Annotated in this window: 21 protein-coding genes and 3 pseudogenes; 11 read left to right on the forward strand and 13 right to left on the reverse strand. The window is 42.7% G+C overall.

Annotation, left to right across the window (positions count from 1 at the left end; translation table 11 throughout):
• Nucleotides 1–68: 68 nt before the first annotated feature.
• From MSHOH_RS03390 to MSHOH_RS03400, 3 genes are all read right to left on the reverse strand, one after another.
• On the reverse strand, nucleotides 69–467 hold the full coding sequence (locus MSHOH_RS03390) for an anti-sigma regulatory factor (protein ID WP_048137370.1): 399 nt from the start codon (nucleotides 465–467) through the stop codon (nucleotides 69–71).
• Between the two features lie 186 nt (nucleotides 468–653).
• Nucleotides 654–1,037, reverse strand: coding sequence for an STAS domain-containing protein (locus MSHOH_RS03395; protein ID WP_204245379.1), 384 nt, complete (start codon nucleotides 1,035–1,037; stop codon nucleotides 654–656).
• A gap of 4 nt (nucleotides 1,038–1,041) precedes the next feature.
• The gene (locus tag MSHOH_RS03400) at nucleotides 1,042–1,848 is read right to left on the reverse strand and encodes a PAS domain-containing protein (RefSeq protein ID WP_048143116.1); all 807 of its coding nucleotides are present in this window, start codon (nucleotides 1,846–1,848) and stop codon (nucleotides 1,042–1,044) included.
• A 419-nt stretch (nucleotides 1,849–2,267) separates the two neighbouring features.
• Between MSHOH_RS03400 and MSHOH_RS03405 the strand changes: the two genes are divergently transcribed.
• Nucleotides 2,268–2,570 (forward strand): hypothetical protein, encoded by a 303-nt coding sequence (locus MSHOH_RS03405; protein WP_048137373.1) that lies wholly within the window; start codon nucleotides 2,268–2,270, stop codon nucleotides 2,568–2,570.
• Nucleotides 2,571–2,724: 154 nt separating this feature from the next.
• Here the strand turns inward: MSHOH_RS03405 and MSHOH_RS03410 are convergent, their stop codons facing one another.
• A complete protein-coding gene (locus tag MSHOH_RS03410; RefSeq protein WP_048137375.1) occupies nucleotides 2,725–3,705 on the reverse strand; it encodes a methanogenesis marker 2 protein in 981 nt (326 codons plus the stop codon).
• Between the two features lie 485 nt (nucleotides 3,706–4,190).
• Here MSHOH_RS03410 and MSHOH_RS03415 point away from each other — a divergent pair, with 485 nt between their 5' ends.
• Nucleotides 4,191–4,367, forward strand: a complete 177-nt coding sequence (locus MSHOH_RS03415; protein WP_048137377.1) for a 4Fe-4S binding protein — start codon at nucleotides 4,191–4,193, stop codon at nucleotides 4,365–4,367.
• Between the two features lie 118 nt (nucleotides 4,368–4,485).
• Here the strand turns inward: MSHOH_RS03415 and nifB are convergent, their stop codons facing one another.
• The 5 genes from nifB to queC all read right to left on the reverse strand — a co-directional run bounded on the left by nifB (nucleotide 4,486) and on the right by queC (nucleotide 8,468).
• The gene (nifB, locus tag MSHOH_RS03420) at nucleotides 4,486–5,457 is read right to left on the reverse strand and encodes a nitrogenase cofactor biosynthesis protein NifB (protein WP_048137379.1); all 972 of its coding nucleotides are present in this window, start codon (nucleotides 5,455–5,457) and stop codon (nucleotides 4,486–4,488) included.
• A 378-nt stretch (nucleotides 5,458–5,835) separates the two neighbouring features.
• Nucleotides 5,836–6,189 (reverse strand): 6-carboxytetrahydropterin synthase QueD, encoded by a 354-nt coding sequence (gene queD, locus MSHOH_RS03425; protein WP_048143118.1) that lies wholly within the window; start codon nucleotides 6,187–6,189, stop codon nucleotides 5,836–5,838.
• A gap of 170 nt (nucleotides 6,190–6,359) precedes the next feature.
• Nucleotides 6,360–7,127 carry a 7-carboxy-7-deazaguanine synthase QueE gene (locus tag MSHOH_RS03430; protein ID WP_048137381.1) on the reverse strand — a complete coding sequence of 256 codons (768 nt, stop codon included), beginning with the start codon at nucleotides 7,125–7,127 and terminating at the stop codon, nucleotides 6,360–6,362.
• Nucleotides 7,128–7,688, reverse strand: a complete 561-nt coding sequence (locus tag MSHOH_RS03435) for a DUF366 family protein (RefSeq protein ID WP_048137384.1) — start codon at nucleotides 7,686–7,688, stop codon at nucleotides 7,128–7,130.
• Nucleotides 7,689–7,772: 84 nt separating this feature from the next.
• Nucleotides 7,773–8,468 carry a 7-cyano-7-deazaguanine synthase QueC gene (gene queC / locus MSHOH_RS03440; protein WP_048137386.1) on the reverse strand — a complete coding sequence of 232 codons (696 nt, stop codon included), beginning with the start codon at nucleotides 8,466–8,468 and terminating at the stop codon, nucleotides 7,773–7,775.
• 218 nt (nucleotides 8,469–8,686) lie between these two features.
• On the opposite strand from queC, the gene MSHOH_RS03445 reads away from it, so the two are divergent.
• The 3 genes from MSHOH_RS03445 to MSHOH_RS03460 all read left to right on the forward strand — a co-directional run bounded on the left by MSHOH_RS03445 (nucleotide 8,687) and on the right by MSHOH_RS03460 (nucleotide 13,354).
• Nucleotides 8,687–9,187: a metallophosphoesterase gene (locus MSHOH_RS03445; protein WP_048137388.1), complete on the forward strand. Its 501-nt coding sequence runs from the start codon at nucleotides 8,687–8,689 to the stop codon at nucleotides 9,185–9,187.
• A 347-nt stretch (nucleotides 9,188–9,534) separates the two neighbouring features.
• Nucleotides 9,535–9,711 (forward strand): hypothetical protein, encoded by a 177-nt coding sequence (locus MSHOH_RS24980; protein ID WP_239451190.1) that lies wholly within the window; start codon nucleotides 9,535–9,537, stop codon nucleotides 9,709–9,711.
• Between the two features lie 340 nt (nucleotides 9,712–10,051).
• Complete coding sequence (locus MSHOH_RS03460) at nucleotides 10,052–13,354, forward strand: S-layer protein domain-containing protein (protein ID WP_052730688.1); 3,303 nt, start codon at nucleotides 10,052–10,054, stop codon at nucleotides 13,352–13,354.
• A 157-nt stretch (nucleotides 13,355–13,511) separates the two neighbouring features.
• On the opposite strand, the gene MSHOH_RS03465 is transcribed toward MSHOH_RS03460, so the two are convergent.
• Nucleotides 13,512–14,213 carry a metallophosphoesterase family protein gene (locus MSHOH_RS03465; protein ID WP_048137392.1) on the reverse strand — a complete coding sequence of 234 codons (702 nt, stop codon included), beginning with the start codon at nucleotides 14,211–14,213 and terminating at the stop codon, nucleotides 13,512–13,514.
• Between the two features lie 218 nt (nucleotides 14,214–14,431).
• Nucleotides 14,432–16,360, reverse strand: a complete 1,929-nt coding sequence (locus MSHOH_RS03470) for a hydantoinase/oxoprolinase family protein (protein WP_048137395.1) — start codon at nucleotides 16,358–16,360, stop codon at nucleotides 14,432–14,434.
• A 911-nt stretch (nucleotides 16,361–17,271) separates the two neighbouring features.
• Here MSHOH_RS03470 and MSHOH_RS25515 point away from each other — a divergent pair.
• From MSHOH_RS25515 to MSHOH_RS24985, 6 genes and pseudogenes are all read left to right on the forward strand, one after another.
• Nucleotides 17,272–17,862: pseudogene (locus MSHOH_RS25515) on the forward strand (epoxide hydrolase family protein).
• An 89-nt stretch (nucleotides 17,863–17,951) separates the two neighbouring features.
• Nucleotides 17,952–18,401 (forward strand): alpha/beta hydrolase, encoded by a 450-nt coding sequence (locus tag MSHOH_RS24505; RefSeq protein WP_204245381.1) that lies wholly within the window; start codon nucleotides 17,952–17,954, stop codon nucleotides 18,399–18,401.
• Between the two features lie 118 nt (nucleotides 18,402–18,519).
• A pseudogene (locus tag MSHOH_RS25925) lies at nucleotides 18,520–18,720 on the forward strand (DUF3160 domain-containing protein); the annotation flags it as partial.
• Between the two features lie 267 nt (nucleotides 18,721–18,987).
• Nucleotides 18,988–20,418 (forward strand): glutathione-independent formaldehyde dehydrogenase, encoded by a 1,431-nt coding sequence (locus MSHOH_RS03480; RefSeq protein WP_239451191.1) that lies wholly within the window; start codon nucleotides 18,988–18,990, stop codon nucleotides 20,416–20,418.
• Between the two features lie 307 nt (nucleotides 20,419–20,725).
• Nucleotides 20,726–21,427: a class I SAM-dependent methyltransferase gene (locus MSHOH_RS03485; protein ID WP_048137397.1), complete on the forward strand. Its 702-nt coding sequence runs from the start codon at nucleotides 20,726–20,728 to the stop codon at nucleotides 21,425–21,427.
• Nucleotides 21,428–21,675: 248 nt separating this feature from the next.
• A pseudogene (locus MSHOH_RS24985) lies at nucleotides 21,676–22,154 on the forward strand (SgcJ/EcaC family oxidoreductase).
• A gap of 850 nt (nucleotides 22,155–23,004) precedes the next feature.
• Here MSHOH_RS24985 and MSHOH_RS03500 read toward each other — a convergent pair.
• Entirely contained in the window at nucleotides 23,005–24,762 is a 1,758-nt protein-coding gene (locus MSHOH_RS03500; RefSeq protein ID WP_048137399.1) for a DEAD/DEAH box helicase, read from the reverse strand.
• A gap of 518 nt (nucleotides 24,763–25,280) precedes the next feature.
• The gene (locus tag MSHOH_RS03505) at nucleotides 25,281–25,706 is read right to left on the reverse strand and encodes a hypothetical protein (protein ID WP_048143124.1); all 426 of its coding nucleotides are present in this window, start codon (nucleotides 25,704–25,706) and stop codon (nucleotides 25,281–25,283) included.
• Nucleotides 25,707–25,773 lie beyond the last annotated feature (67 nt).

The raw sequence follows: 25,773 nt of genomic DNA on the forward strand, positions 1-25,773 counted from the left end.
ACTCCGCCTTGAGTGACCTGTCTGGTTTTCCGGATTTTTTCATTCCTGAGTCTATGTGCCGTATCAAATTATTTTCGAGTCCTTCTGATCTCCAGAGTAATTTTTGTGTATCCGGGCTCTGAAGCTATGTCAAAATTATTTACAAGCCTTCTGGCACCAGGAAGTCCTGCCCCCAGTCCATTTCCTGTACTAAATCCGTCTTGCATTGCCTGCTCAATATCAGCAATTCCGGGTCCATTGTCCTCTACAATTACTTTTACAGCCATTTCCTTTTCGTCCTGTTCCTTATAGATAAAACAGCTCCCCTCTCCTGCATATTTCAGGACATTTCTTGCCAGTTCAGAAATGGCAGTAGCCATGCGTGTCTGATCTGCCGAACCAAACCCCATTTCCTTCATTAGTTCCTTCGCGGTTTGTCTTGCGAATAGAAGGTCGCTCTCGGTTTTAATTGGTATACTCTTATCCATTGCTTATTCCCTCTGGACTTTCCTCAGTCAGTAATCCGGCACTTTTCCATAATTTGCCTGTTCCGGATTCTATCCGTCATTTTTAATCACTGTACCGTTTTTCGATCACTGGACTGCGTGCTCTCCGCTGCAGTTAATTGTGGAAAATATATTTAGGGTAAGAAAAAGTACAGTTTATAGTACAGTTTATAATACTTGACTGTGTAATGAGGTTCGTCTTCCTTTTGTCGAACTGAGTATTTTATCAAGTCCTTTGCCGAGGTTAAGTGCAGTTTGTACACCTATAAGTTCGCGTCCCATTTCAACAAGAGTCAGAGCCACCATAGGCTGCATGCCGCAGAGTACCACCTCAGTTCCCATAATTCGTGCCATATTTGCCGTCTCATTGATAACTCTCGCCATAAATGAATCTACAATATCCATACCTGTTATATCAATGAGAACTCCTATAGCTTCAGTTTTTTCAAGCATTGTCAGCATCTGAGACTGGTATTCAAGAACCTCTTTATCTGTCAGGTCACCCTGTATTGACGACAATAAAACGTCCTTGACTCTCAATATAGGAATCATTACATTACCCCTCATATGAAACAACTTTCTTTCCGATTAGACTGAAGGCTTTTGAGATCCCTGTCTTCAGCGAACCGCAGGTAGTAATATTACTCAGGTCTACCCCAAGTGTTACCAGGGTCTGTGAGACTTCAGGGCTGAAACCGGTTAGAATTGTCTGTGCACCTAACATTTTTGCCGCATTTACTGTCTTGATGATATGTCTTGCAACTGCAGTGTCTACTACCGGTACCCCCGTAAGGTCCAGAATCGCCAGTTCAGCTTCGTTTTCGACAATTGAGTTTAGCAGGTTTTCTATAATCTGCTGTGCACGCGCCGTATCAACAATTCCTACCAGCGGCAATAACAGGATTCCATCCCATATTTTGATCACAGGAGTTGCGAGTTCAAGGATTGTCTGGGTTTGTGTGCGAAGTTCGTTTTCCATCTTTACTTTGCTGGTAATATCCGTAATATATTCAAGACCTCCTACAATTTTTCCATTCTCATCTTTTAATGGCACGGCCGTTATCTCTATATTGATTGTTTCTTTGTGATGCGGGATTTCATAATGACCTGTATATTTTTTGCCGCTATCCATTGCCTCCTTGATTCCACAATTGGAAGAACTGCAACACTTTGCTTCGATAACGTTAAAACATTTTTTGCCAATAGCTTCCTCAAATTCTTTTTTGCACCAGTCACAACCTGCAGAGTTGATAAATAGAATATTAAAGTCCTTATCCACAGCTATTACAGGAATTGGGATTGATTCAAGAAGAATGTGTTCCAGATCAGTTGCTTTTATTCTGTGTTTATCTGTAGTGTCCATTTTTATCATCTTTCACCGAATTTTACGACTCTTTAAAGCAGTAATTCATAGCCCTTACTATTTATTTGGAATGAAACCAGTTATCAGAGATCTTCTTTTGCTGCATAATGCTACACTGCCTTAGAGGCATATTAAGAACTTTTATATTATATTTATTATATTCTTAAGTATTCTACTTAAAATTTCTTATAATATCTGTAGCTTGATCCATACTGCAGTTTAAAAGCAAAGATAATCCTCTTTTAAAGTAGGGAAGACCAGACTCTGAATTCTATTTTTAAGAATTAGAGAGTTTGCTGAGTCTGGGAAACAACATAAATAAGATCATATCTATCACTAGTTTACCGACTGCAAACAAAGTTCTGAATGACTTAGCTTATACCCCATTAACCCTGACAAGAAGAATAAGGTGATCCCTGATGCACAAGACACTCAATCTTGATGATTTAATAGCCAAAAAGAATAGCGAAAGTATTGAAACAGATCCCGAACTGGGATACGAAGAGCTCTACGACCTGATTATCCCCCCTGGAACAGTTGTATCAATTATCTACGATATCGTGGAAGAATTCGGACTTGAGCCCATAACTAGGAAAATGCCTATTAATATTGCAAACAGTGAAGAAAGGGAAATACTTGTCCTTCGCGGTCCTCTTGAAAAGGTTCAGGCTGCAGAAGAATTCCTCTATAAGGAAATGAAGGCTTGGGTTGAAAATCAATAAGTTTCACGGTCAGGTAAAAGAAATAAAAGCAACAGGAACAGGTGCTGGATAAGTGAAATAACAACTTTTCAGTAAAAACAATATTTTTTCTTTAAAGAAGGTACAAGCACGAAGAAAAAGATGCAAAAAGGTCCCGATTACTTCGGAACCTTGATTACTCGGAACATATACCTGTAATACTGTCTTTTGAAAAGTCAAAAACTGTTACCCTACCTGTTTGGTCGTATATATCGAGCTTTGATCCTTCTTCGATTTTTCCTATAACTGCAGCCGTGAGCCCTGCCTTTTCAAACACATTTACACACTCTTCGGCTCTTTCCGGATCTGCAGTAAACGCGTAGCCTGTTCCGGGATGTACTTTCAGCCACTGCTCAAAGTCCACACCTTCCGGTCTCGGGACTTTTTCCAGATCCACCGAAGCTCCTACTCTGCTCGTCTCGCAGAGCATTCCAAGCGTTCCTATAAGCCCTGGATTGCTTATATCCTTGCCAGCGGTTGCAAGCTTTTTCTGCGCTATTTCCTGTGTTACAAGGTAGCTTTCTCTCAGGACTGCAGGCTCTTTAAAGGAAGTTGTGTCCCAGCTGTAAGGGGAATTCGGACCGATTTTTCCGTCCATATCATAGGCTGCAATTACCATATCTCCGGGTTTTGCGGTATCACTCCGGATTACACAATCCCTTTTGACAATCCCTATGATGGCAACGGAAAGAGAATTATATTGCGTATCAGGGTGGACATGCCCTCCAACTACAGGAACTCCGAATTTTCTTACTCCTTCAGCCAGCCCTTCCATAAGTTCCCTGCAGGCTTTTGAGGAATTTGCAGAAGCAATATCTACCATGGCAAGAGGCTTTCCACCCATGGCTGCAATGTCATTTATATTCACAACAACAGCCCCGTACCCTGCCCACCAGGGGCTTGCATCCAGCAGCCGCCCCCAGATGCCGTCTGCTGCAAAGAGGATAACATCATCTCCTCCGATATCAATCACTGCTGCGTCATCCCCGAAATCAACGATAGCGTTTCCGTATTCAGGGCGGACAGTTTCGAAGATCGAAACTATATCCTCAATCTGTCTTTTTCGGGTAACCCCTTCAAAACTTCTTATCCTTTCTGCTAGCTCTTCCAGGTTCAATCAAAGGCTCCCTTTGTTTTTTAGTTATCATATTTCTAGACAATAATTATAACAGGACCAGGTTAATGGTAAGATCTAATCGGATCCAATTAACGGTAAGACCTGATTAATGGTAAGATCACAATAACGGATGATAGTAAAATTGCAATAAATTATTGAAACTAAATGCAAGGTTCTGGTAAGTGGTTCTGGTAAGTTAATGATAAACTTATTGCAGGTCACTTGCAAAGTATGTAAATTTATTAAGAGTAATTATTAGCGATGGATTTCCCGGGTATATAAGGTTGACCTGCTCAATTATCCCTGTTACCATAAAATAGTGGGTAACATGGTCAGTAAGTAATTCAGATTATCCTTTATCTGTTTTTTTCTTTGTTTCGGGGAAGGGAAGCGACAGCTTTTTATTAAATTATTATCTCCTAATATGTCAACCTTATATATTTTCTACTCTATAAAAGTCCCCCTAATTATAAGGAGTGAAAAACATGGTAGCAAAAATCGATGCCGACGCCTGCACAGGCTGTGGAAGCTGTATAGATGAATGCCCTGCAGCTGCAATCACCCTCAGTGACGATGATATTGCAGTTGTAGACGAAGATGAATGCCTTGACTGCGGTGCATGTGAAGATGCCTGCCCGAACGGGGCAATCACCCTCGAGTAACGTTTTTAAAAATAAGTCTGAGAAGCGGAGTTCTTGAACTCCGCCTCTTCGGCCCGGATTTCATAACTTTTTTAACCCGAAGCTGAGAAATAAAATTCTGAAAAATCTATAAAGTTATTCAGGATTCTTCTTTTCCGTTCTTCTTCAGAACTTCTTTTGCTTTTTCCATGTCTTCCTTTGACTGGATTTTTATAATCTTTCTGCGTTCTTCGCTCATCTGTGACATGTCCTGAGCAAGGAGACCGTAGGCATCAGCCCTGCACTGCCTGCAGTGGCGCATCTGCATAACATAAGGTTCGCAGGCTTCCTGGACAGCTTTTCTTTCTTCTGCTGTTGGAGGCTCTATGTCTGCAAAGGCTCCCTGGCTGATCAGGGGCATGACGTTCATGATATAAACCCCGAGTTCATTGAGTTTTCTGGCAATCTCGATTACATGCTTGTCATTGATGCCCGGGACAAGCACAGTGTTGACCTTAACAACCATACCTGCATCAACAGCAGCCTTAATGCCCTCAAGCTGGTTTTTGACCTGAATCTCAGCACCTTCTACTCCCCTGTAGACCTTCCCGTGATATACTACATGGTCCACTATTTTTGCCTGAATTTCGGGGTCGATAGCGTTTACTGTCACAGTTAGCGTGGAAACTCCCACTCGCAGGAGATCCTGCAGCTTTTCGGGAAGCAAGAGCCCGTTTGTACTCATGCAGAGTGTGAGATCCGGAAATTCTTTTTTAATCAGTTCAAAGGTTTCAAAGGTCGCATCATTAGCTAGAGGGTCACCCGGGCCTGCAATCCCGACAACTTTAATGAACGGATAATCTGCCACAATCTGTCTTGTCTTCTCAAGAGCTTCCTGCGGACTCAGGACCTTACTTGTAACCCCGGGCCGACTCTCGTTTACGCAGTCAAATTCGCGGACACAGAAGTTGCACTGGATATTGCACTTGGGAGCTACAGCCAGGTGAATTCTTCCGTACTTGTGTTGAGCTTTCTTATCATAGCAGGGATGCTCGGCAATCTTTCTAAGGAGCTCCTCTCCAGTTGCAGGGATGTTATTGGTGTTGTCTAAATATTGGTTTTTTTCTGGCAAATTACTCTCCTCCGTTCGAAATTTAAGGTGAAATAAGATTCCACAGTAAAAGGGGATTTTAGGATGTCTAAAGCACCTATGATATAGCTTCCTGATATACGTTGTGGAATCATTTTGAGGTTATTTAATAATTATTTTGAACTTCTTTTCGAATTATTCTGAATTATTCTAATATTGTTCTAATGCCGCTCTGAATGAGAAGATGCTATAACCGGCATCTTCCAGTTTTAAATGAGCCTTTCAATTCTTTTTTGAGCACTGTAAATTGAACATTACTGGATTTGAGATCATGTACCGAGATTTAAATATCTCTAATTATATTTAAATATCATATTTGCAAAGTCAGTCTGTACGCAAATTACCCACCGCTTCACCTTTTCAATCTGAAAAATTGTCCATTTCGCACCATTTGCCTTCCCCTTCCCAGACTCTTACCAGAAGAGGAAAACCGAATCTATCAAGAAGGCGGGAATGAATATGCTGGCACAGGTACTCGGAACTGGGGAATTCCAGGATATCATTTAATAGAATATGGTCATACTCCTGAAGAGTATCCTTGATGCCTTTTTTCAGGTCATAGAAATCGATTACCATTCCATTTTCCCTGACCTCTCCTTCTACTACCACTTCGATTTTATATGTATGGCCATGTACTCTTCCGCACTTCCCGTGCCCCGGAAGGTAATGTGCACTATCAATATAATCAATAACTCCCAATCTCATGTTAACCATTTCGTTCATCCCTTTTTGATTTTTTCCGCTCCTACCACTTAACTGCTTTCTGTCTATCGACGATCTGTTGCTTGCCGATTATCTTGCTGTTTATCGATTATTATTTCTATATCCCTACCGTTTTTCCGCATTCTGACTGCCTGTCCGAGTCATTCTACCCTCTCTTTCGGTTACAGGCAACCCCACATCCTGTGGGTCTGCGGAATAATTCGTGTATCAGCCAGTTCGAGCAGGGTTTTCTGCAGCTTTAGAATGGTCTGTACGGACGCCTGCGTAAATCTCGGAGTCCTTACCGCACTGCCAAGAGGCGTTTCGGGCTGAAGAACTATACAGGATACATAGGGTGAAATTGCTTCTGCAGCCATAGTTACGGTATCCGGGTTTGTGTCCCTGCCTATTACAATCTTACAAAAGCAGTCTCTTGAATTACTTTTTCTCAGGAGCTTGAAGCATTCGATCGTATTTTCCATATGTACTTCCCTGGTTTCAGGGCAGATGTCCCGAACAGCCTCTGGGAGTTTAAAATCTCCCGAAACATATGCGATATTCTCGCGCAATTTCCTTGCCTGCTCAGGCAGGGTCATATTGGATTCCAGGTACAGGGGCACGGAAAGGTCCAGTTTCTCTATGAAATCAGCGTGCAGGAGAGGTTCTCCTCCTGTCAGGGATACGGAATGAAGCTTTCTGAAAGGCTGCAGCATTGATTCCAGCTTTTCAATACTTACAGGGTTTGGAACCTTTTCAAAAACCCCACTTCCTTCAAATCTTTCGTAGTCACAGGTTCCTGGGTTTTCGAAATTCGTATCACAGTAATTACATTTGAGGTTACAGCCTGAAAATCGGACAAAAGCCTGCCTTGTGCCAACGTAGGGACCTTCTCCCTGCACGGAACAGAAGACCTCTCTTATTTGAGCGGACTCTATTTTTGAGGAGGACATTTACACAACCCCGATAGGCCGGGATTTTCTGAGATCCTTTTCGATATCCTCAAATTCCCTTAGATAAGCTTCCCCTATTTTCGTCATCAGTTTCACAATACTCTCATTGTCTTCTATTCCGGCTTCTTTCAGGTTTCCATAAACCTTGTGAGAGGCATTTATGCCGAAGTGAATCTTCTGGGAAACAGCCGAGGTGCTGGCAATTGATACTGTCAGCTTCTTTCCCTCAAGAAATAGATCATCTCCCTCCCTTGATGTATGGATTCCAAGCCCTGCAAGGTATTCTCTTACAATCGCGGTAAAAAGACGCTGGCGTGCATAGATCAATTTCAGGTCAGTGGAATCGAAGTGTTCTATTATGAAACTCACCATGTCTTCAGACCAGATAGACTCGTTTGCCCTCCGGTCTTCAAGGTCGATCATGTGCTCTATTTTTACGTCACATGCACCTCTGAAAACAATAATGGAATCTTCCTGCACTCCGAAGCTGTTATAAGCCCAGAGGGAAGAAATCTGGCTCCCGTCGTAATCAAATTTTTCCGGTAAAATAATACATTTCATGGAACTCTCTCTATAACACTCTTTAATTATCTCTTTATCATCTAACGGATCTCGTCAGCACCTTACCAGTTTAATGCTTCAGGTTTAGACCCCAAGCCTTTCAAGAAGCGGGTCTTTTACACCTGAGTTTTTAAATGCCCTTGCCCTGCGCATGCAGCTCTCGCACTCTCCGCACGGAGTATCCTCACCGTGATAGCAACTCCAGCTGTATTCAAGGGGAGCTTTTGCTTCAAGAGCCCTTTTGACAATTTCAGTTTTCCCCAGTTCGATTAGGGGAGCCAGTACATGCACTCCGTTCTGTGTGGAGTAAGAAAAAGCGTGGTCCATTGCATGTACGTAATCAAGGGAGTTGTCAGGAAAAGTTCCGGCTTCTTCCCCGTTAAAGCCAACCACTATGTAATCACAGCCCCTGCTTTCGGCAAAGCTTCCTGCAATGTTTAACATAACCCCGTTTCTGTTCGGGACCCAGACTGCCTTTGCAGAATTTTCAGTAATTGCGGCAGGGGCAGCTTCATCGATATCTTCAAAGGAGAGAGAAGGGACTTCTTCGTTCCTGTTTACGAGGGATGTGTGTGTTATTTCTCCAAGCCAGTCCAGCCTGATTACTCTATGCTCTATTCCGAAGTATTCGCAAATCTTCCGGGAATACTCTATTTCCCGCTGCACGGCTCTCTGCCCGTAGTCAAAAGTAATTGCCATCTCAATTTTCATACTCTCTGCTGCGATCGCAAGTGCTGCGACAGAATCAAGTCCGCTGCTCAGGAGGGTTATAGCTTTCATTCCTTCCTCACTAACTCTTATTTTATAGGAAATATTCCGTACATTTCTATGTTTTCTATTCCCCCAGGACTCTTCGAATATTCTCCCAGGATCATTGGAGTAATATCTGTAACTTCTATTTAAAAATAGCTGCTTTCCTACCTGGGCGTTTTCCTTCTCCCATCACGGGGCATATATTAAATATTCAGGACATCTAATATTAAATGAGGTGGGATTACTTGATAGGAATTGTTTCGGATTCGCACGATAACCTGGCAGCTATTCGGAAGGCTGTGGAGTTCTTTAATAGAAAACAGGTAAAAGCAGTGCTCCATGCAGGAGATATTATCTCTCCTTTCATGGTAAGGGCGTTTAAAGAACTAAAGCCAAAACTGTATTTTGTCTTCGGGAACAACGATGGGGACAGAGTAACCCTCACAAAAAGGTTTGAAGAAATAGGTGCTATTTCTTGTGGAGATTTTGGAGACCTGACAATTGACGGGCTGCATATTGCCCTCCTGCACGGGACAGATGAGTCACTGGTCAAAGCCCTTGCAAGGTCAGGGGATTTTGATGTTGTAGTCAGGGGCCATACTCATGACCCTGGTGTCCGGATCCTCGAAGGCACCCCTATTATAAATCCGGGGGAATGCTCGGGGGTACTTACCGGAAAGTGCACAATTGCGGTTCTTGAGATTGCAAACCTGAATGTTGAAATTACAGAACTTGAGCTTGACTGACAGCTTCCTTTACCCTTTTATTTTATCTTTTTTTGAACCGGCGTTCCGTATTGACTGGCTGGCAGTAAAATCGCTCCCCTGCCTGTCTTAGGTCCGCCGAAATAGAAATGTGAGTTTATCTCCATCATGATCGCATTTTTAAAAGCAATTTTTTCAGTAATCTTTCACGTTGCTTTTATCTTCTTTTTCGGGAATACTAATAGAATTGAAAGGAAAGGAGCAAAAAAATCTCTAGACAGAAAGAACTCTTTCAGGATAGGACCAAAGAAACTGAAGATCCTTCCAGAGAAAGGACAAGCACCATAATTTTTGACTGTTCTGATTTATCAAGTACAGGAAAGCTCACCATGCAGGCAACATCAACCCTGGAGTTCAGACAGCCTGACCTTTACAGGGCTACACCTGCTCTAAAGGGGACCGGCGCTGTCGAAGATGAATTCTCAGAAGGTTTTAGAACCTGGCTCTTGACGGTTGTACAGACAGATTTGCTACAAAAAGCTTGGCGAGGCAGGGATTCAGGCTGAAGTTTATCTTATGGTTACTGAATTCGGTATTGAAAAAACAGAACCATCAGGTATGAGACCAGAGTATATCGAAAGAATTATCTGGGTTATAAAGGAAGCCTGAATTCAATTTGTTATCCAGTTTTATTTTCCTACTTCTCTTGTTGTTTTTCTACTTTTCTCTTTTATTGTCTTTCTATAAGGCTATTAACTGAGTTTAAAAGTACTTGAAAATTCGACTTTTCTTCGGAAACCTTAAATTATTTACAATGTATTATTGCTAATTACAGACTTCGTAATTATTTTTATTATGTACTTCCCGTTTATAGTGCCAGAAAACTAAAGATTGGAGGACACATCAATGAAAACTAAGAAAAATCTATACTCAATGTTTTTAGCTTCAACAGCTGTTGTTTTATGTTTAATCACTGTTTCATCCTCGGCTTCAGCAGCTTTTTCCACAAGTGGTAGTGTTGAAATCCGTGGCCCTGTGTATAACGCTTCTGATATCGATTATGTTATCGATACACAGGGTGACGGTGAAACCACTACAATAGACGCCACTCAATTTGCAGCTTTTTACTATGACCATAATAACAATATTGCAACTGAATCTCTCTCCATTAAAGATGTTGAAGGTACTACTATTGGAGAATACGGTTTAGTCTATCAAACAAAGATACAGAATACTAGTTACAAGTTTGAGTCATGGGGTGAATATCCTATTATCGGTCTATTTGGAGAACCATATGTCCCGCTCAAACCTGCTGACCCTAGCAAGTTTGCTAAGCTCATTCTTGACAATAATGACACATACACTCTCGGGAACAGCGATTTGCTTGACTTCGGTCAAGGCTACACTCTTGAAGTTAAACAGATCGATATTGAAGGTGATAGAGTATGGCTCGAATTCGATAAAGACGGGGAATATGTAGATGACCAGATCATAGCAACTGATTCTGGCAGTGGCACATGGACTTGTAAGCTTGATAATATCCAGGACGAAAATAATGTTTCTGTCCTGAGAGTTCATGTCAAAAAGATCTTTCAAGATACAGTAAACAGCGTTACTGAGATCGATGGTCTTTGGCTCATTGACTACGCAAATGCCGTAGATATCCAGAGCTCTGATGAGTTCAGCAAAATCAACAATGTTTCCATAAATGGAAAAGTGATTTCTGAGAACGATCTTAAATATAATATCACCATCGAAAATGTTAACTATAGCTATTCAGATTCAGCTGATGGCTGGGATACATATCCTGTTGTCAGTTTGTTTGGAAATAAATATGTCCCACTCAAACCTGCTGACGTTGGTAAACTTGCCAAGCTTGTTCTTGACAGCAATAACACGTATACAGTCAACACCGGCGATATAATTGACCTAGGTGAAGGTTATACTCTCAGAGTTAAACGGGTGGACATTGACGGTGAGAATGTCTGGCTTGAACTCAATAAAGATGGAGTATATGTGGATGATCAGATATTTGGAATTGATTTTGGCTATAATGATGGCACTTGGACTTGTAAACTTGATGATATCCAAGGTGAAAACAACGTTCCTGTCTTGAAAGTCCATGTCAGGTATTTTCCCCAAGGTTCAATCAATGGCGTTATCAAGATCGATGGCCTCTGGCTCATTGACTATGCAAACGCTGTTGATATTTATAGTTCTAATGAATTCGGCAAACTCAATAATGTTTCCATTGACGGCGCCACACTTTGTATCTCAAATAAATATGCTTTCACTCTGACCAGGGACTCTGAGCAGGAAATTGCTAAAGGAATATACTTTAAGGTTGCTGACACTCCTGTTAGTTTACTCAGGTTCTATTCATTTAAACAGATTACAGATCTAGGAGCCTACGAGATCAGAGGACAGGTTGCATCTGGTGCCAATGATCAAAATTGGGATGCAAGAAATTTTGCAGGATTCTACTACGACTTCGATAATAATGTTGCTACAGAATCCCTGAGTGTTTCTAATATAAGCGGAAACGTTATCGGAAAGAATGGTCTAGTCTACAATACCTCTGTTACAGAAACTGCCTACCAATACGAAAATGCGTATAATGTGTATAGTAATTGGGGCACGTATAATGTTATCTGCCTCTTTGGGGAACAATATGTCCCGCTAAAGCCCACTGATGCTAGCAAGCTCTTTAAGCTCATTCTTGACAGCAATAACAGGTATACTCTCAAGACCGGCGATGTGCTTTACCTCGGTGCAGGCTATACTCTTGAAGTTAAGCAGATCGATGTTGACGGTGAGAAAATATGGCTCGAATTCGATAAAGATGGACAATATGTGGATGATAGAGTTGTCTCAGTTATGGGCGACTACAACATCTTGGAAATCAAACTTGACAATATCCAGGGTGAAAACGATGTTACTGTCCTGAAAGTCCATTTCAAGAGGCTCTTCCAAGATACAGTTAACAATATTGCTGAAATCGATGGCCTTTGGCTCATTGACTACGCAAACATTTTGAATATTGAACCTGGCAATGAATTCGGTGAACTCAATAACATTAAAATTAACGGTAATACCCTTACCATCTCTAATGATAATGATTTCACTCTAACTAGGGGTTCTGATGTGGAAATTACTGAGGGATTTTATTTCAAAGTTGCTAACTCATCAGCCGCCGAGCTCAGGTATTATCCATTTATTAAGAAGATTGTCTTGGAGAATAGCAGTAAAGTAACTCCCGTAACTGATTTTTGCACAAATGTCACTAGCGGTTATGCTCCTCTTTCTGTGCAGTTTACAGACCATTCGCAAAATGCGATAGCATGGGACTGGAACTTTGGAGATGGAAGTCTCTCAATCGAACATAATCCCGTACACACCTTTACTGCAGATGGAACCTATACTGTCAACTTGGTAGCAAGCAACGAAAATGGAACTGCTTCAAAAACGGCTACAATTACTGTATGGAAGGAGAGTTTCAGCAGAAGTAGCAGTGGTGGAAGTGGTGGTGGAAGAGTTTCTCCCGAGCCTGTAAAGAATGTGAAAGCAAAGGAACTCTCCCAAGTGTTTATTACAAATGGAAATCCTGTAAAGTTTGATTTCACAAAGAATGCAACTTCTATTGTATATTTGAGCTTTAATTCAAAGAAAACTGTCGGTAAGACAACAGCCTTTATTGAAATGCTGAAAAATAAGTCTACTCTTACCCCGGATGCACCTGCAGGTGAGGTCTATAACTTCCTCAATATATGGGTTGGAAATAGTGGATATGCAACCTCAAATTATATCGAAAATGCGACTGTATGTTTCAAGGTTGAAAAATCTTGGATGTGGGATAAAGGTATTGATCAGTCTTCAATAGTCCTGAACAGGTACAATGACACGAAATGGAATAAACTTCCAACCACTCTGCTACGGGAAGATGACAATCATTTGTACTTCATAGCAGAAACTCAAGGATTTTCACCGTTTGCAATAACGGGTAAGACGACACCAAAGAAAATCGACACTGAAATAAAGTCTCAAACTGAAGACATTAAAGAAAATACCGCAAGTGCAGTTTCAGATATCGAACAGAAACCTGTGGACGAAGAAAACACAAGCATTTTTGGAACTGCCCATGCTCCTGGATTTGAAATGATCTACGGAGTTGCTGGACTGCTTGCTGTGTTTCTGCATAAAAGAAAATAATACAGGGTAGCTAAATTGGATTTACGAGTTAATCCCAAAACCAATTTTTCTCTTATCCGTAAATTTTTTGAACATTTCTCACGACTAGGAGTTCTATTGATTGCTTAGAATGTTGAGATTTAAAGAGATAATCTTGAATTTTGGGATCAGCTTACCCTCAATAACCTCTTCTTAGAATACCTGTCAATTCCTCTGCGTGAGGCATCTGTTCTTCGATCTTTTTGCAGACTGCATCAATATCATAATTCAGACGTAACTGCTCGACTTCCCCATTTCCAGTATCGAAAACCGCACAGCCTGCCCGGATGTCCCCATCTCTTGGCTGCCCTACGGAGCCCGGATTTATAATTGTAAGGTCACTGAATTTCCTGTTCATGGGAATGTGAGAGTGCCCGACTACGAGAAACTCAGCTTCCACGGGCTCTGTTGCCTCATCTATCATGCTCTTGATTTCTTCATCCGGGGTTTCCGGTTTTATATATTCGAACATGGAGCGTGGACTTGCATGGGTAAAATAAAGCTTTTTCCCGTCGATTTCCTCTCTTATCAGGAGCGGGAGTTTCTTCAGGTATTCCATATGCAGTTCATTGAGGACTTCCCATGTGTATTCTCGCGTTGCAATCGAGAGATGTTTATACTTGTATCCGCACTGGCAGTCCACCTTAAAAGCAACGGCATTGTCATGGTTGCCTCTAATGGTTGGAATGCTCCTTTTTTGCAGGAACTCGATGCATTTGTCCGGGTCAGGCCCGTAGTCCACTATATCTCCCAGGCAGATCGCCCGGTCATGAGGAACATCAAAAACTGTCTGGAGGGCTTCAAAGTTTGCGTGGATATCAGCTATCAGCAGTATTTTCATGTTTTTTTCTCCGTTCTAATAATGGATTTTATTTTCTATTTAGTTAAACGGCTTTATACTATATATTTCTATAACTATATCTTTCAAAAATTAAAATACCCTGATCTTAGAAAATATTCGGGTCTGCTGATCCCTAACTACTGATTCTAAGCTGTCGATCTTCAAACAGGACCGAAAAGGGACTAAGAAAGAAAAAGGGCCTGAAGTCAGAATTTGCTTCAGGAAGGTAACCCTCGCATCCCTACTCCCATTACAAGTAGATTTGTTTCCATAGGAGGATGGTTCCAGCCGTCAGGCGAAATTGTCTTTTTCTCGATAGAAACTTCAACCTGGTTTCCGCTGAGGCCACAGTCTTTCATATAATCCGTAACAAGCTTTTTTCCAATTTCGATTGCGGCGCTCAGGGCTTCTGTGTATACATCGAATCTCAGTCTGCTGCCTGGGACAAAAACCAGGAAATCCTTGTCAGGAGACATCAGGCTTGCAGGCCTGATCAGAATCTCCACTCTTTTAATGCCTTTTCCTGCAAGAGCTCCTACTGCATTTCCTACTTCTGCGTGCTCGGGAACAAGAATTTCAGCATCTATGAATTCTTCGAGTTCCTTCCTGTGAGCTCTTACAGGGCCTCCTAGCAGGACAACAGGGATTTCGAGCTTGAACTTCGCGGGGTAGTTTCCGTCCAGGATTTTTTCAACGGCTGTATACGGCACTCCCTGCAGGATGTATGAGAGGAGGTGAAGTGCCATATTCCTCGCAACCCTCTTTTTTACGGCGGTGCAGAACTCCCCGGGTGTCATTCGCATGAGCCTCGCAAGCCTTTCTGCCCCTATACGGGAAGCTTCTTCGTTCCAGGCTGTATACTCGTCGAGCACATGCAGAGCATCGGTTGGCGTAAAGCCGATTGCCTGAACGAGGCGCTTTTTGATAAGGGAATCCAGTGTCTGAGGGTGAAGGTCCTTTCTGATAAGAGCTTTGATCTCATGCACGGAAACAGGCTCGTCTCCGATTACTTCAAGAACTTCTGTTTCAGCTTTGCTCAGCTCGCCTGCATTGTAGCCTGACCTGACAAAAAATTTCGTGGGCTGGATATTTTCTCCCAGATCTTCTCTTGCAGGCATGGGTGTCCTTTTGAGGTTATTCAAAAAATCCGGATACTGGACTGCAGCTACCGCGAGAGGTATAACTCGTCGCGGCCCGAGGAAGAGCTCCCTGCCCACGATCCAAACATGGCTGTCTCCGCCTGTAGCTGTTGTTTCCATCCTGATTGCCCGGACCCTTGTCTTCCAGCCGCCCACAACTGCCCCTTCATCGCTGAGGTCAGGGACTCCCATGCAGATTGAGGAGATATCCGTACTTGTCCCCCCGACATCCACAACTGCGCAGGTTTGTAGCCCCGAAAGGTAAGAGGCTCCTACAAGACTTGCTGCAGGGCCTGAAAAGATTGTTTCTATTGGTTTTTGAAGGGCATCCCTTATCCCAATTACCGAACCGTCGCATTTTAGCATAAGTAGCCTTGCATTAATTCCTCTTTCTGTCATATCTGCAATAATGGACTTCACAAACTGCCTGGTTATGGGAATTAACTGGGCATTAAGAAAAGCTGTTATTGCCCTTTCATAAGCTCCAAGTTGCTGTGATAGCTCATGCCCGCAAACCGCAGGCAGCCCGGTAAGCTTCAGTATGGAGTCTCTTACTTTAAGTTCGTGTTCAGGGTTGCGTGTGCTGAAATAGGAGGATATGGCAAAAGCCGATACTTTATCCTTTACGTTCAGAGCAAATTTCTCAATAGATTCCAGGTCAAGAGAAGACACTTCTTCTCCATTGTGGTTATGTCCTCCTCTTGCAAAGAGCACATGCCCTGTCGGCAGTTCTTTTTCAAGAGGATGGTCCCCTATGAGGATCAGGGCTACGGGAAACCCGTTTCCTTCAAGTATTGTATTTGTGGACAGTGTGGTGGAGACTGACACCAACTTTATGTTTTCGAGGTATTCCTTATTAAGCCCATCAATTACCTTTTTGATGCCGGCAAGTGGGTCAGGATAGGTAGTCAGGGCTTTGTTTGAGTCTACAATTTCCCCGTCCGAATCCCTTATAATCACTGCATCGGTGTAAGTGCCTCCAGCATCAATCCCAAGGCTATAGTGCATATTGAAAATAGCTCCTTTTTGTGTTTGTTTTTGTTTTTGTTTTTTGGCTGTTTTTGATTTATCGCAATCTGGTACTCAGTTACAATAATCTGCCTATGTTAAAATTAATATGGTTTAGGTATGCCGAACATCAGATAAAAGGAATTGCTTATCACTGTGAACATTAAATCACAGATCGAAAGCTGTTTTTTGTCGATTTTGTCTTTTCCCTACAAACCTCAGTTAAATTCGGGTTAAGCTGAATTGTCAGATAAAATCGGCTCGGATATAGCTTGGGTTACTTTAGTGAAAAAACATTAACTACTTCTGAAACTATTAATAAAATTCCTGAAAGAAGGCGAACTCGAAAACCTGACTTTGTTTCTTCTTTCCATTTACATCCAGGTCCTCAATACTGGATAGCTTTCTATTACTTAACATTGCATCTAATTGGTCCCTACTTTATGATGGATCAGGAGATCATTGTCAGGGGGCGGCGTCAGGGAAATAAAGCATGTTTATTCGTAAAGGGGTGAAAAGATTAATTCAAGATTTGTTAGCTTATTGTTCCTCTTGTTCAAAATAGTCGGCGATCAGGCGATCAGACCAGAAACGACGGAAAGGTACCGGAACATCTCTTTGCGGGAGATGCGTGAAATTATCCAGGAAAGTAAATAAACTACAGAGAATGCCAAAAAACTTTTCTTATTTTTATTAATTTTTCCCATCCATTTTTTTATTAATTTAGAATCAAAATCCATTAAAAACAGAAATTCCATTAAAGCAGAAATTGAAACTTTTGCATTTATTCATAACGTATTTTTTTTACAGAAATTGCAAAACTCATCGTGATGAAAAGAAAATTGAAACTTATTATTCAAGGCCTTGAATATGTTTTCTGGAAATGGATTGTAAAAGGGGGTGAGGGGTAAATGTCAATTCAACCATTTCAAATAGATATTCCTCAGGCTGTACTTCAGGACCTCAAGGAGCGGCTCGCACGAACCCGCTGGCCGGATGAAGTTAAAGGCGCGGGCTGGGACTATGGCACAAACTTAGACTACCTGAAAGGTCTGGTAGATTACTGGCAAAATAAGTACGACTGGCGTGTTCAGGAGGCAGAACTTAATCGATTTAATTAATTCCGTGCCGAAGTTGACGGTATTGGCATCCATTTTATTTACGAGCACGGGAAGGACCCTAATCCGATCCCGATTATCCTTACTCACGGCTGGCCTGATTCGTTCTATCGGTTCCATAAAGTTATCCCGATGTTGATCGACCCTGCAGGATACGGTGGCAATCCGAACAATTCTTTTGATGTAATTGTGCCGTCAATTCCGGGATACGGCTTTTCAGATCGCAAGGCAATGACAGAGGATGCTGTTGCCGATTTGTGGGTAAAGCTCATGACCAAAGTACTCGGATACGAAACATTTGCAGCCGCAGGTGGTGACTACGGCACACTTATTACCAGATCTCTGGCACTTAACTATCCTGACCTGTTAATGCTATCCACCTGACTGATGTCGGATACCCTGACAGCGGTACCGATTTCTCTATCCTGTCTCCGGTAGAACAGGAATTTGCGGGTTTCATTCAAAAGTGGTGGATGGAAGAAGGAGCCTTTAATATGGTCCAATCTACCAGGCCGCAAAGCCTTGCTTACGGTTTGAACGACTCCCCGGTCGGTTTGGCGGCCTGGATATTGAGTTTCATGAACGCAGGGGTTTCTATAGACCTTGAAGAGCGCTTCACCAAAGACGAACTGCTTACCAATATTATGATCTACTGGGTAACCGAGACTATCAATTCCTCTATTCGCATATACTATGAGATGGCTCATGCGATGCCGTCACCAAATCGAGGGCAGCGCAGCAAGGTTCCTGCGGCAGTGGCACACATGCCATTGGATGCTCCATTGCCTCGCGAATGGGCTGAACGCAATGTGAATCTGAAACGTTTTACAGGAATGCCCCGTGGCGGTCATTTTTCTGCGTGGGAAGTGCCTGAATTGTACGCAAAAGATCTGCAGGAATTCTTTGGCGAGTTTCGTAAATAATGGCAGCGTTTGTATCGTACTGAAATGACCGCGCCAGACCAAGGTCTGACTACTTGCATTAGTCTCGAGTATGCTTCTGATGCAGGATACAGGGACAGTAACTCTTTTTTAATTTAACGAAGGAACCGGAAAACTTGACCTGATAGTAGTAGCGTATAAACAGCCCGATAACAGGATTGTGCTCGGGGCAGGCCCTGTAATGAGTTATTACGAATTCTGGCAACGCTCGGGATAAAGGTTGACGGATGAAGAATGGAGAGAGATGCTGGCAAATAATCCTCCTGAAAGACCGGAATGGGTAAATTCTTTTAAGGTGTAAAAAAAATGTTATCTTGGAGCTTATCTTTTCCACTCATTTTTTCTTTTTAGAATCATCACACCCCCGCTTGTAAAGAGTAATTAAAGGGCTTGGTCGGGAATACGATCGAGAGAATTACTGATCCTTAAATACGTGGATTATATTTTTAAGACCCTTAGATTAAATTCTGCAACAGATATATAGATCCAAGCGCTTTTTATAAAGAAACGATTATAAAAATAGCTATTATAAAGTAGCTGTTATAAAAAGTAGCTATTATAATAAAGATTGCTCTGTGCTACTCTGCATTGCAGGGTAAGTCTAAAAGCCAAAAACCAGCAGAGAACCTTTCTTAATTTTTCTGATTGGGGTGATCTTATAAAAGCCGTTGTTTATAGAGGACCGAATCAGGTCGCTGTAGAGGAAGTGGAAGATCCGAAAATAGAACATCCTGCAGATGCAATAGTCAGGCTTACCTCGAGTGGAATATGCGGAAGCGACCTTCATATGTATGAGGGAAGAACGGTTGAAAAACCGGGCAAAGTGCTGGGGCACGAGCCTCTTGGGGTTATAGAAGAGGTAGGAGATGCCGTGTTCTCCTTTAAAAAAGGAGATCGGGTGGTTATTACTTTCAACATCGCCTGCGGACACTGTCTGAACTGTATTCGGGGCTTTACAAGTGCCTGCCTGACCGTTAATCCCGAAAATGCGGGTGGAGCTTTCGGATACGCTAAAATGGGCCCATATAAGGGAGCACAGGCTGAGTTCCTGAGAGTGCCGTTTGCCGACCTGAGCTGCACAAAACTTCCCGGGTCTCCGGTAGATAAATGGGAAGACGATTTTATTATGCTGGCTGATGTCTTTCCCACAGGCTTTTTCGCTACACAGCTTGCCATGGTACAGCCTGGGTTGCCTGTAGCAGTTTTTGGCGCAGGACCTGTAGGTTTGCTCGCAGCCTACTCTGCAATACTTCAGGGAGCAACTCAGGTTTTTGTGGTCGATTATATCCCTGAGAGGCTGGAACTGGCAAAGAGTATTGGTGCCATTCCTATAGATTTCACCCTGAGCGACCCGGTAGCCATGATTGAGGCTTTAAGATCTCAGCACGCAAGAATGGATACGTTGCTGCCAGGAGAGAGGAAGTTGCAGAAAATAGTTTCAGGTGTGAAAAATTTGGTCAGGAGTGCAGGTGCCAGTTTTGAAGTTGCCAGAAGCGACCCGGTAACCATGATAGAGATGTTAAGGACAGGGAATCCGGCAATCGTGCAGTCGCTGCTGCCAGGTGAGGAAAAAATGAAAGGGGTCATGTGCGGTATAGACGCAGTTGGTTATCAGGCAAGGGATAGGCAAGACCCATCAAGAGAGAACCCTACTCAGGTGATAAGCGACCTGGTAAGGTTGATCAACCCAACAGGTCACCTTGGAGTTATCGGAGTTTACACAGCTGACGACCCCGGAGCCTACAATGAACGCGCTAAGAAAGGAGAATACATCCTGCCTTTTGGACAGCTCTGGGAAAAAGGAATGACAGTTGGAACAGGCCAGACTCCGGTGAAAAAACTCCAGCCAATGCTCAGAGACATGATAATCGCCGGAGTAGCAAAGCCCAGCTTTATAATAAGCCATAAGATTTCCATAGATGAAGCTCCTGATGCCTACAGGGAGTTTGCTAATCGTACGGAAGGCTTTACAAAAGTAACAATTCAATTCGCAAAATGAATTTTCAATTTAATTTTTTTTCGGTTTTTTTCTTCCGGTTGATATCAGCTCTGATGATTATGTAGCCATCGTTTTTCTTTTTTTCCAATAATTTAACTCATCTTAACACTATCTTAACTCTTGTTAGCTACTCTAATTCTTATTAATCATTTTATAGTTATATGCAGTTTTTGTGATTTCGAGTGATTTCGAGTGGGTTTAGATGAAAATTGGACGTACCTTTTAAGGGAAACATTAATAACTTTCATTTCTGAAAAAGAGAAATAGTCTTTAATTTGAATATTGAGTTCAGGAGGAAACTACTGCTATGAAGCCTGAAAAACCTGCTCAGAACGCTACTCCTCACCTTCCCGAGGACTATGATGCCCAGATATCCCGGGTTCTCCCTTATTACTCATCCTTTCATCAGGAAACTATCAAGCTCGTCAAATCGCTGCCCTCAAGCCCGAACGTATGGATGGATACCGGATGCGGAACAGGCTCCCTGGTCAATAAGGCGATTGAAGAATTTCTCGACACAAAATTCTTTTTACTCGATCCTTCGAAAGGCATGCTGGATCAAGCAAAGGGAAAATTATTATTTTACCCTGCTGGAAAGGTAGAATTTCTGAAAGCCTCCTCTACTCAGGAATTCTCTCAGGAACTGGAGGAAAAGCCGGACGTTATCACTGCTATACAATGCCATCATTACCTCAGCCGCGAAGGCCGGGCCAGAGCCACTGAAGTGTGTTATAATCTTCTAAAAGAAAGCGGAGTTTACATCACCTTCGAGAACATCAGGCCGCTAACAGAAGAAGGCGTGACCATAGGAAAACGATACTGGGGCAACTTTCAATCAGCGCACGGGAGGAACGAGGAAGAGATAGGGAAACATCTTGAACGTTTTGATACCGAATATTTCCCTATAACTGTTGAGGAACATTTGAAATTGTTGAGAGAAACAGGGTTCAGGACAGTGGAGTTATTCTGGTACTCTTATATGCAGGCTGGTTTTTACTGCATTAAATAATCTGTTCATTTATCATGCAGAGTTCACATGTTTTTTAGCTGAATATAAATCCACTGGCGTAAACCTTGAAATTCGATTTTCATAATTTCACTCGATTTGCGCTCATTATTTGCGCTCATTATTTGCGCTTATCGAGTTATAAACTCGGCTTCAATAAATTGAAGTCATTTCAACCATTTAAGACCTAATATTGCTGCTTTTTCAGTTCAACCGCTAAGCCTTCATATTATAAAGAGACAATTATAATTATGGGATCGCAAGAGTTTCGAACACAGGCATCAAGTCCTGCTGACGAATCTTCTATTCGTGCCCTCTATCAGCAATTGATTGATGGCTGGAATCAGGGCAGCGGCGAGGCTTTCGCAGCACCCTTTGCCGAGAACGCTGATCTCGTGGGATTTGATGGTGCGCACCTCAAAGGACGACAGGAGATCGCTTCCTTTCACCAGCAGCTTTTTGATACCTATGTCAAAGATATTCGTATGGAGGTAAGGTCAGAAGTGTGCGTTTCCTGACTCCAGATGTGGCTATTGTGCATGTAGCCAGCGGGACGGTTATGCCAGGACAGCAGGATCTCGAACCTGAAAGGAATTCTGTCCAGACACTTGTTGCCGCGAAACATAATGGGCAACGGTTCCTTGTTGCGTTTCAGAAAACACTGGCTCAGTTCATAGGTAGACCGGAAATGGGTCAGGAACTGATGGAGGAGCTCAGAAAGAAGTTGTAAGCTTATGGCCTCTTTTCAGCTTTATCCGGCTTTAGCACCTTGCAGTAAGAAGCCTTGATAATTATATGATATACGCAGGAGGACGAATCTGTGAATAAGCACCAGGTGGGAGAAGTTCTCCTGTGGCTTTTCGTCGTCTGGGTCGGCATCCAATTCGGTGCTGGTCTCTACGAAAAACAAATCGTCGTTCCGCAATGGAGCACTGTGCCGCCAGAAGTAGTAGGCGAAGCGTTATCTCACTCGGGTCAGGAAAGCTCAGCGCTTAGATTTTGGGCATTCGTATCGTCTCCTGTTTCTCTGCTCGCGCTTGCGCGAATGCAGTTATAGCGTGGTATGCAGCTGGCAGGAGCCGCAACTGGTGGCTGGCAGCCTCAATCATAATGATAATTTACAGTATCTTTACTTACACCTACTTTGTCCCCAGAATGATCTGGCTGTGGCAGGCCGAGACACTGCCCGCTCCAGAGGTCGAATTCGCAGTGTTCTGGTGGGTGCGTCTTAATTACGTGCGTATGGTAATCGGAGCGTTGGGTGGCTTGCAGCGTTAAAGACATTATCGCTGTCAGGTGAAAGCGACAGCAAGCTTTACACTTGATTCATTCAAACCTTATAATTGCCTGCAATGTGAAAAAAAGTATACCTTATTTCTTTTTTTTGGGTTTATAGTAATCCTTTCTTTTGGGTTATAGTAATTTTACATCCTTTAAATAACTCTTTATAAAAAATTTCGGATAAATATAGAATACACTCTCCCAAATTTGTCGGATTTCTCGAAGTTTTGTAACCTCCGGAATCCTGAAAAAAGAAATGGAAAAAAGAAATGGAAAAAAGAATTGGAAAAAGAATAGACTTAATACGAGGAGTCTCTCTTTTTCGTGCTTCTAGTATTTCTTGTATAATTTGTGCCATTTGTGCCGCGAGATTCGCCTCTTGAATCCCCTCTGGATTCGCCGCCTCTAGAATTGCCTCTGGAATTGCTTCGATTATCGCTTCTGGTCTCCCCTGAATCCTTTGAGCTTTTTCCTCTGGATTTCTGAGCAAGTTCCACGAAGGGTTTGCTTCCTCTTCTTTTGTTTTTGAAGATTTCGATCAGGGCTTCAGCCTGGGCAAATGGCAGAGTTACAAAGGAGAAATGCGGGAAAATTTCTGCATCCCTTACTTTGAGTTCGCTGTCCCCGAGTTCTTCCTGAATGAAATATGACAATTTGTCCGGAGTCATGCCATCGGCTTTACCCATAGCTATAAAGAGCCTGGACTTACCTTTTCTGTCGACATAGGAGCTGGGGCTGGAGATTTCAGTGTACATGCTTTCATCGAACTTGTCTTTGAAGGTGAACTTCAAGAGGGCAGCCAGAATCTTTTCTGCAGGGTATTCTTCAAGGAGCTTTTCGCTCATTTCAAGGCAGTCCCCGTACTCTTCCGTTTTTATTGTCTCTTCAAGTTCGGCTCTTACTCTCGCCCTTTTGGCTTTAATTACATCTTTTATTTCAGGAATGCGGCCTTTCTTCATTTCGGACTTTGAGGTCTTTTTAATATAAGTGAGCCTTCTGAATTCGGTGGATGTGACAAAGGTAATAGCAGTTCCCTGTTTACCTGCCCTTCCTGTCCTCCCTATCCTGTGCACATAGGACTCAGGGTCCTGAGGCAGGGAATAGTTAATAACATGGGTCAGGTCCATAATGTCGATGCCTCTTGCTGCGACATCGGTCGCTGCGAGAATGTTTATCTTCTGCTTCCTGAACTTGTTAAGGATTTTTTCGCGTTCCTGCTGGGAGAGGTCTCCATGCAGGGCATCGGCTAAATAACCCCTGTCGCTCAGTTTCTGGGCAAGCTGGCTGGTGTCGGTCTTTGTCCGGCAGAATACGAGCCCGTAGAATTCGTCCTCAATATCGATAATCCTGCAGAGGGCTTCGAATTTGTCATTTTCCTTAACCTCAAAATAGATCTGTTCGGTCAGGGTTTCTGTAAGTTCCTCTTTCTCAATCGTAATATGCTCGTAGTTCTGCATATGCTTCTTGACAATTCCAAGAATCGGCTTTGGCATTGTGGCTGAGAAGAAAAGCATCCTTTTATCAGGACCTGTTGCCTTTAAGATCTCCTTTATATCATCAATAAAGCCCATGTTCAGCATTTCGTCGGCTTCGTCAAGCACGAAATACGAAATATTTTCGAGATTGAGGCTCTTTCTTTCGAGATGGTCTATGATCCTTCCCGGAGTCCCAACTACAATATCCACGCCGGTTTTCAGCAAGCGAAGCTGCTGGGTCATGGACTGCCCGCCGTATATAGGGGCAATGTGAAGCTTTTTGTCTCCTTTTATGGAGTTAAGCTCTTCTGAAACCTGAATTGCAAGTTCCCTTGTAGGAGTCAGGATTATTGCCTGAACGTGTCCTGATTTCTCAGGAATTTTCTCTATAATGGGGGCTCCGAAGGCGGTTGTTTTTCCTGTTCCTGTCTGAGCCTGCCCTATAATGTCTGATTCTCCTTTCAAAAAAAGCGGAATGACCTTTTCCTGAATCGGGGTTGGTTCTTCGAACCCTTTCTTTTTGAGGGCTTTCAATGTACTGTCCGAGAGCCCAAGTGCCTTAAATTTTGCTAATTTTTCCATGTACTCACTCTAGAATTTACAATTATTTTCTACAGGCTCTGCAGATTGCAGACCTGCTGTTTGCATACTATCTGCCGCAGTCCGACGTTTCCTTTAAGGAAAAGCCCATTTATCAACATCGGTTACACGCTACCAGCTAAAACAGGTAAACACACCGCATAAATGGTTAATCTCCCCGGCACTGCGAAAAGTTGCCTAAAACCAGGGAAATTCAGGATTAGTATGAATAAACTTATACAGCAAAAAATGGCTTTCTTGGATAAGTTCCGGACACTTTTTTGAATTCTTCCCCGTGATACAGGCAAATGAGTAATTAGACCGTGATCTTTTACTCCAGTAGATACACACTACACCCCTTTCCTGTATATAATCCTTTGCTATCTTTCGGGCAGAACTGGCCCGGAAAAGGCTGTAAAAGCCGGGAAATCTATAATCGAAAACCTGTTAATCCAGAAAAATATACATAATTTTCTTTAAATTTATATTTTATATGTATTACTTTTCATGTCAGGGCGTGCTCAGTACCAGCCCTTGAGGTGAAGCTCGTCTGTTAGCATTTCCTTTAAAAGGTTCAATCTGTCTATGGAATTCCGGATCTGCTCAGGCTTGTCCAGCAGTTCTTCGCATCCGGTCTCTTCCTGAATGGTTGTAACTCTCAGGAGTTCGGCAAAATTTACGCATTCATCAAGGAAGCTATTAAACAGCCTGCGGGCCTGTGCAAAATAATCCGAAGTTCTGAAATCCGGTTGAAGGGTTTTTTCATATTCTGCCCTCTGCTTCATCTCGGCAGCCAGGACACGGGTCTCAACATAGTCACCGATATTCAGAAGATTTCCCAGATTCTGCAGGGTTGTCCCGATGTGCTGGATAAAATACGCAACCTCAAAAGCCCACTGTTTGTCATAGTTCGTTCCTGAGCCGTAGTTAAAAGAAGAGGAGTTCATCTGCAAGGGTCATCTCCTGCACTTCTATTTATTCTATTATTACTTCTTCTATGCTATTTCATACTTC

Source organism: Methanosarcina horonobensis HB-1 = JCM 15518, from assembly GCF_000970285.1.
GTDB lineage: Archaea > Halobacteriota > Methanosarcinia > Methanosarcinales > Methanosarcinaceae > Methanosarcina > Methanosarcina horonobensis.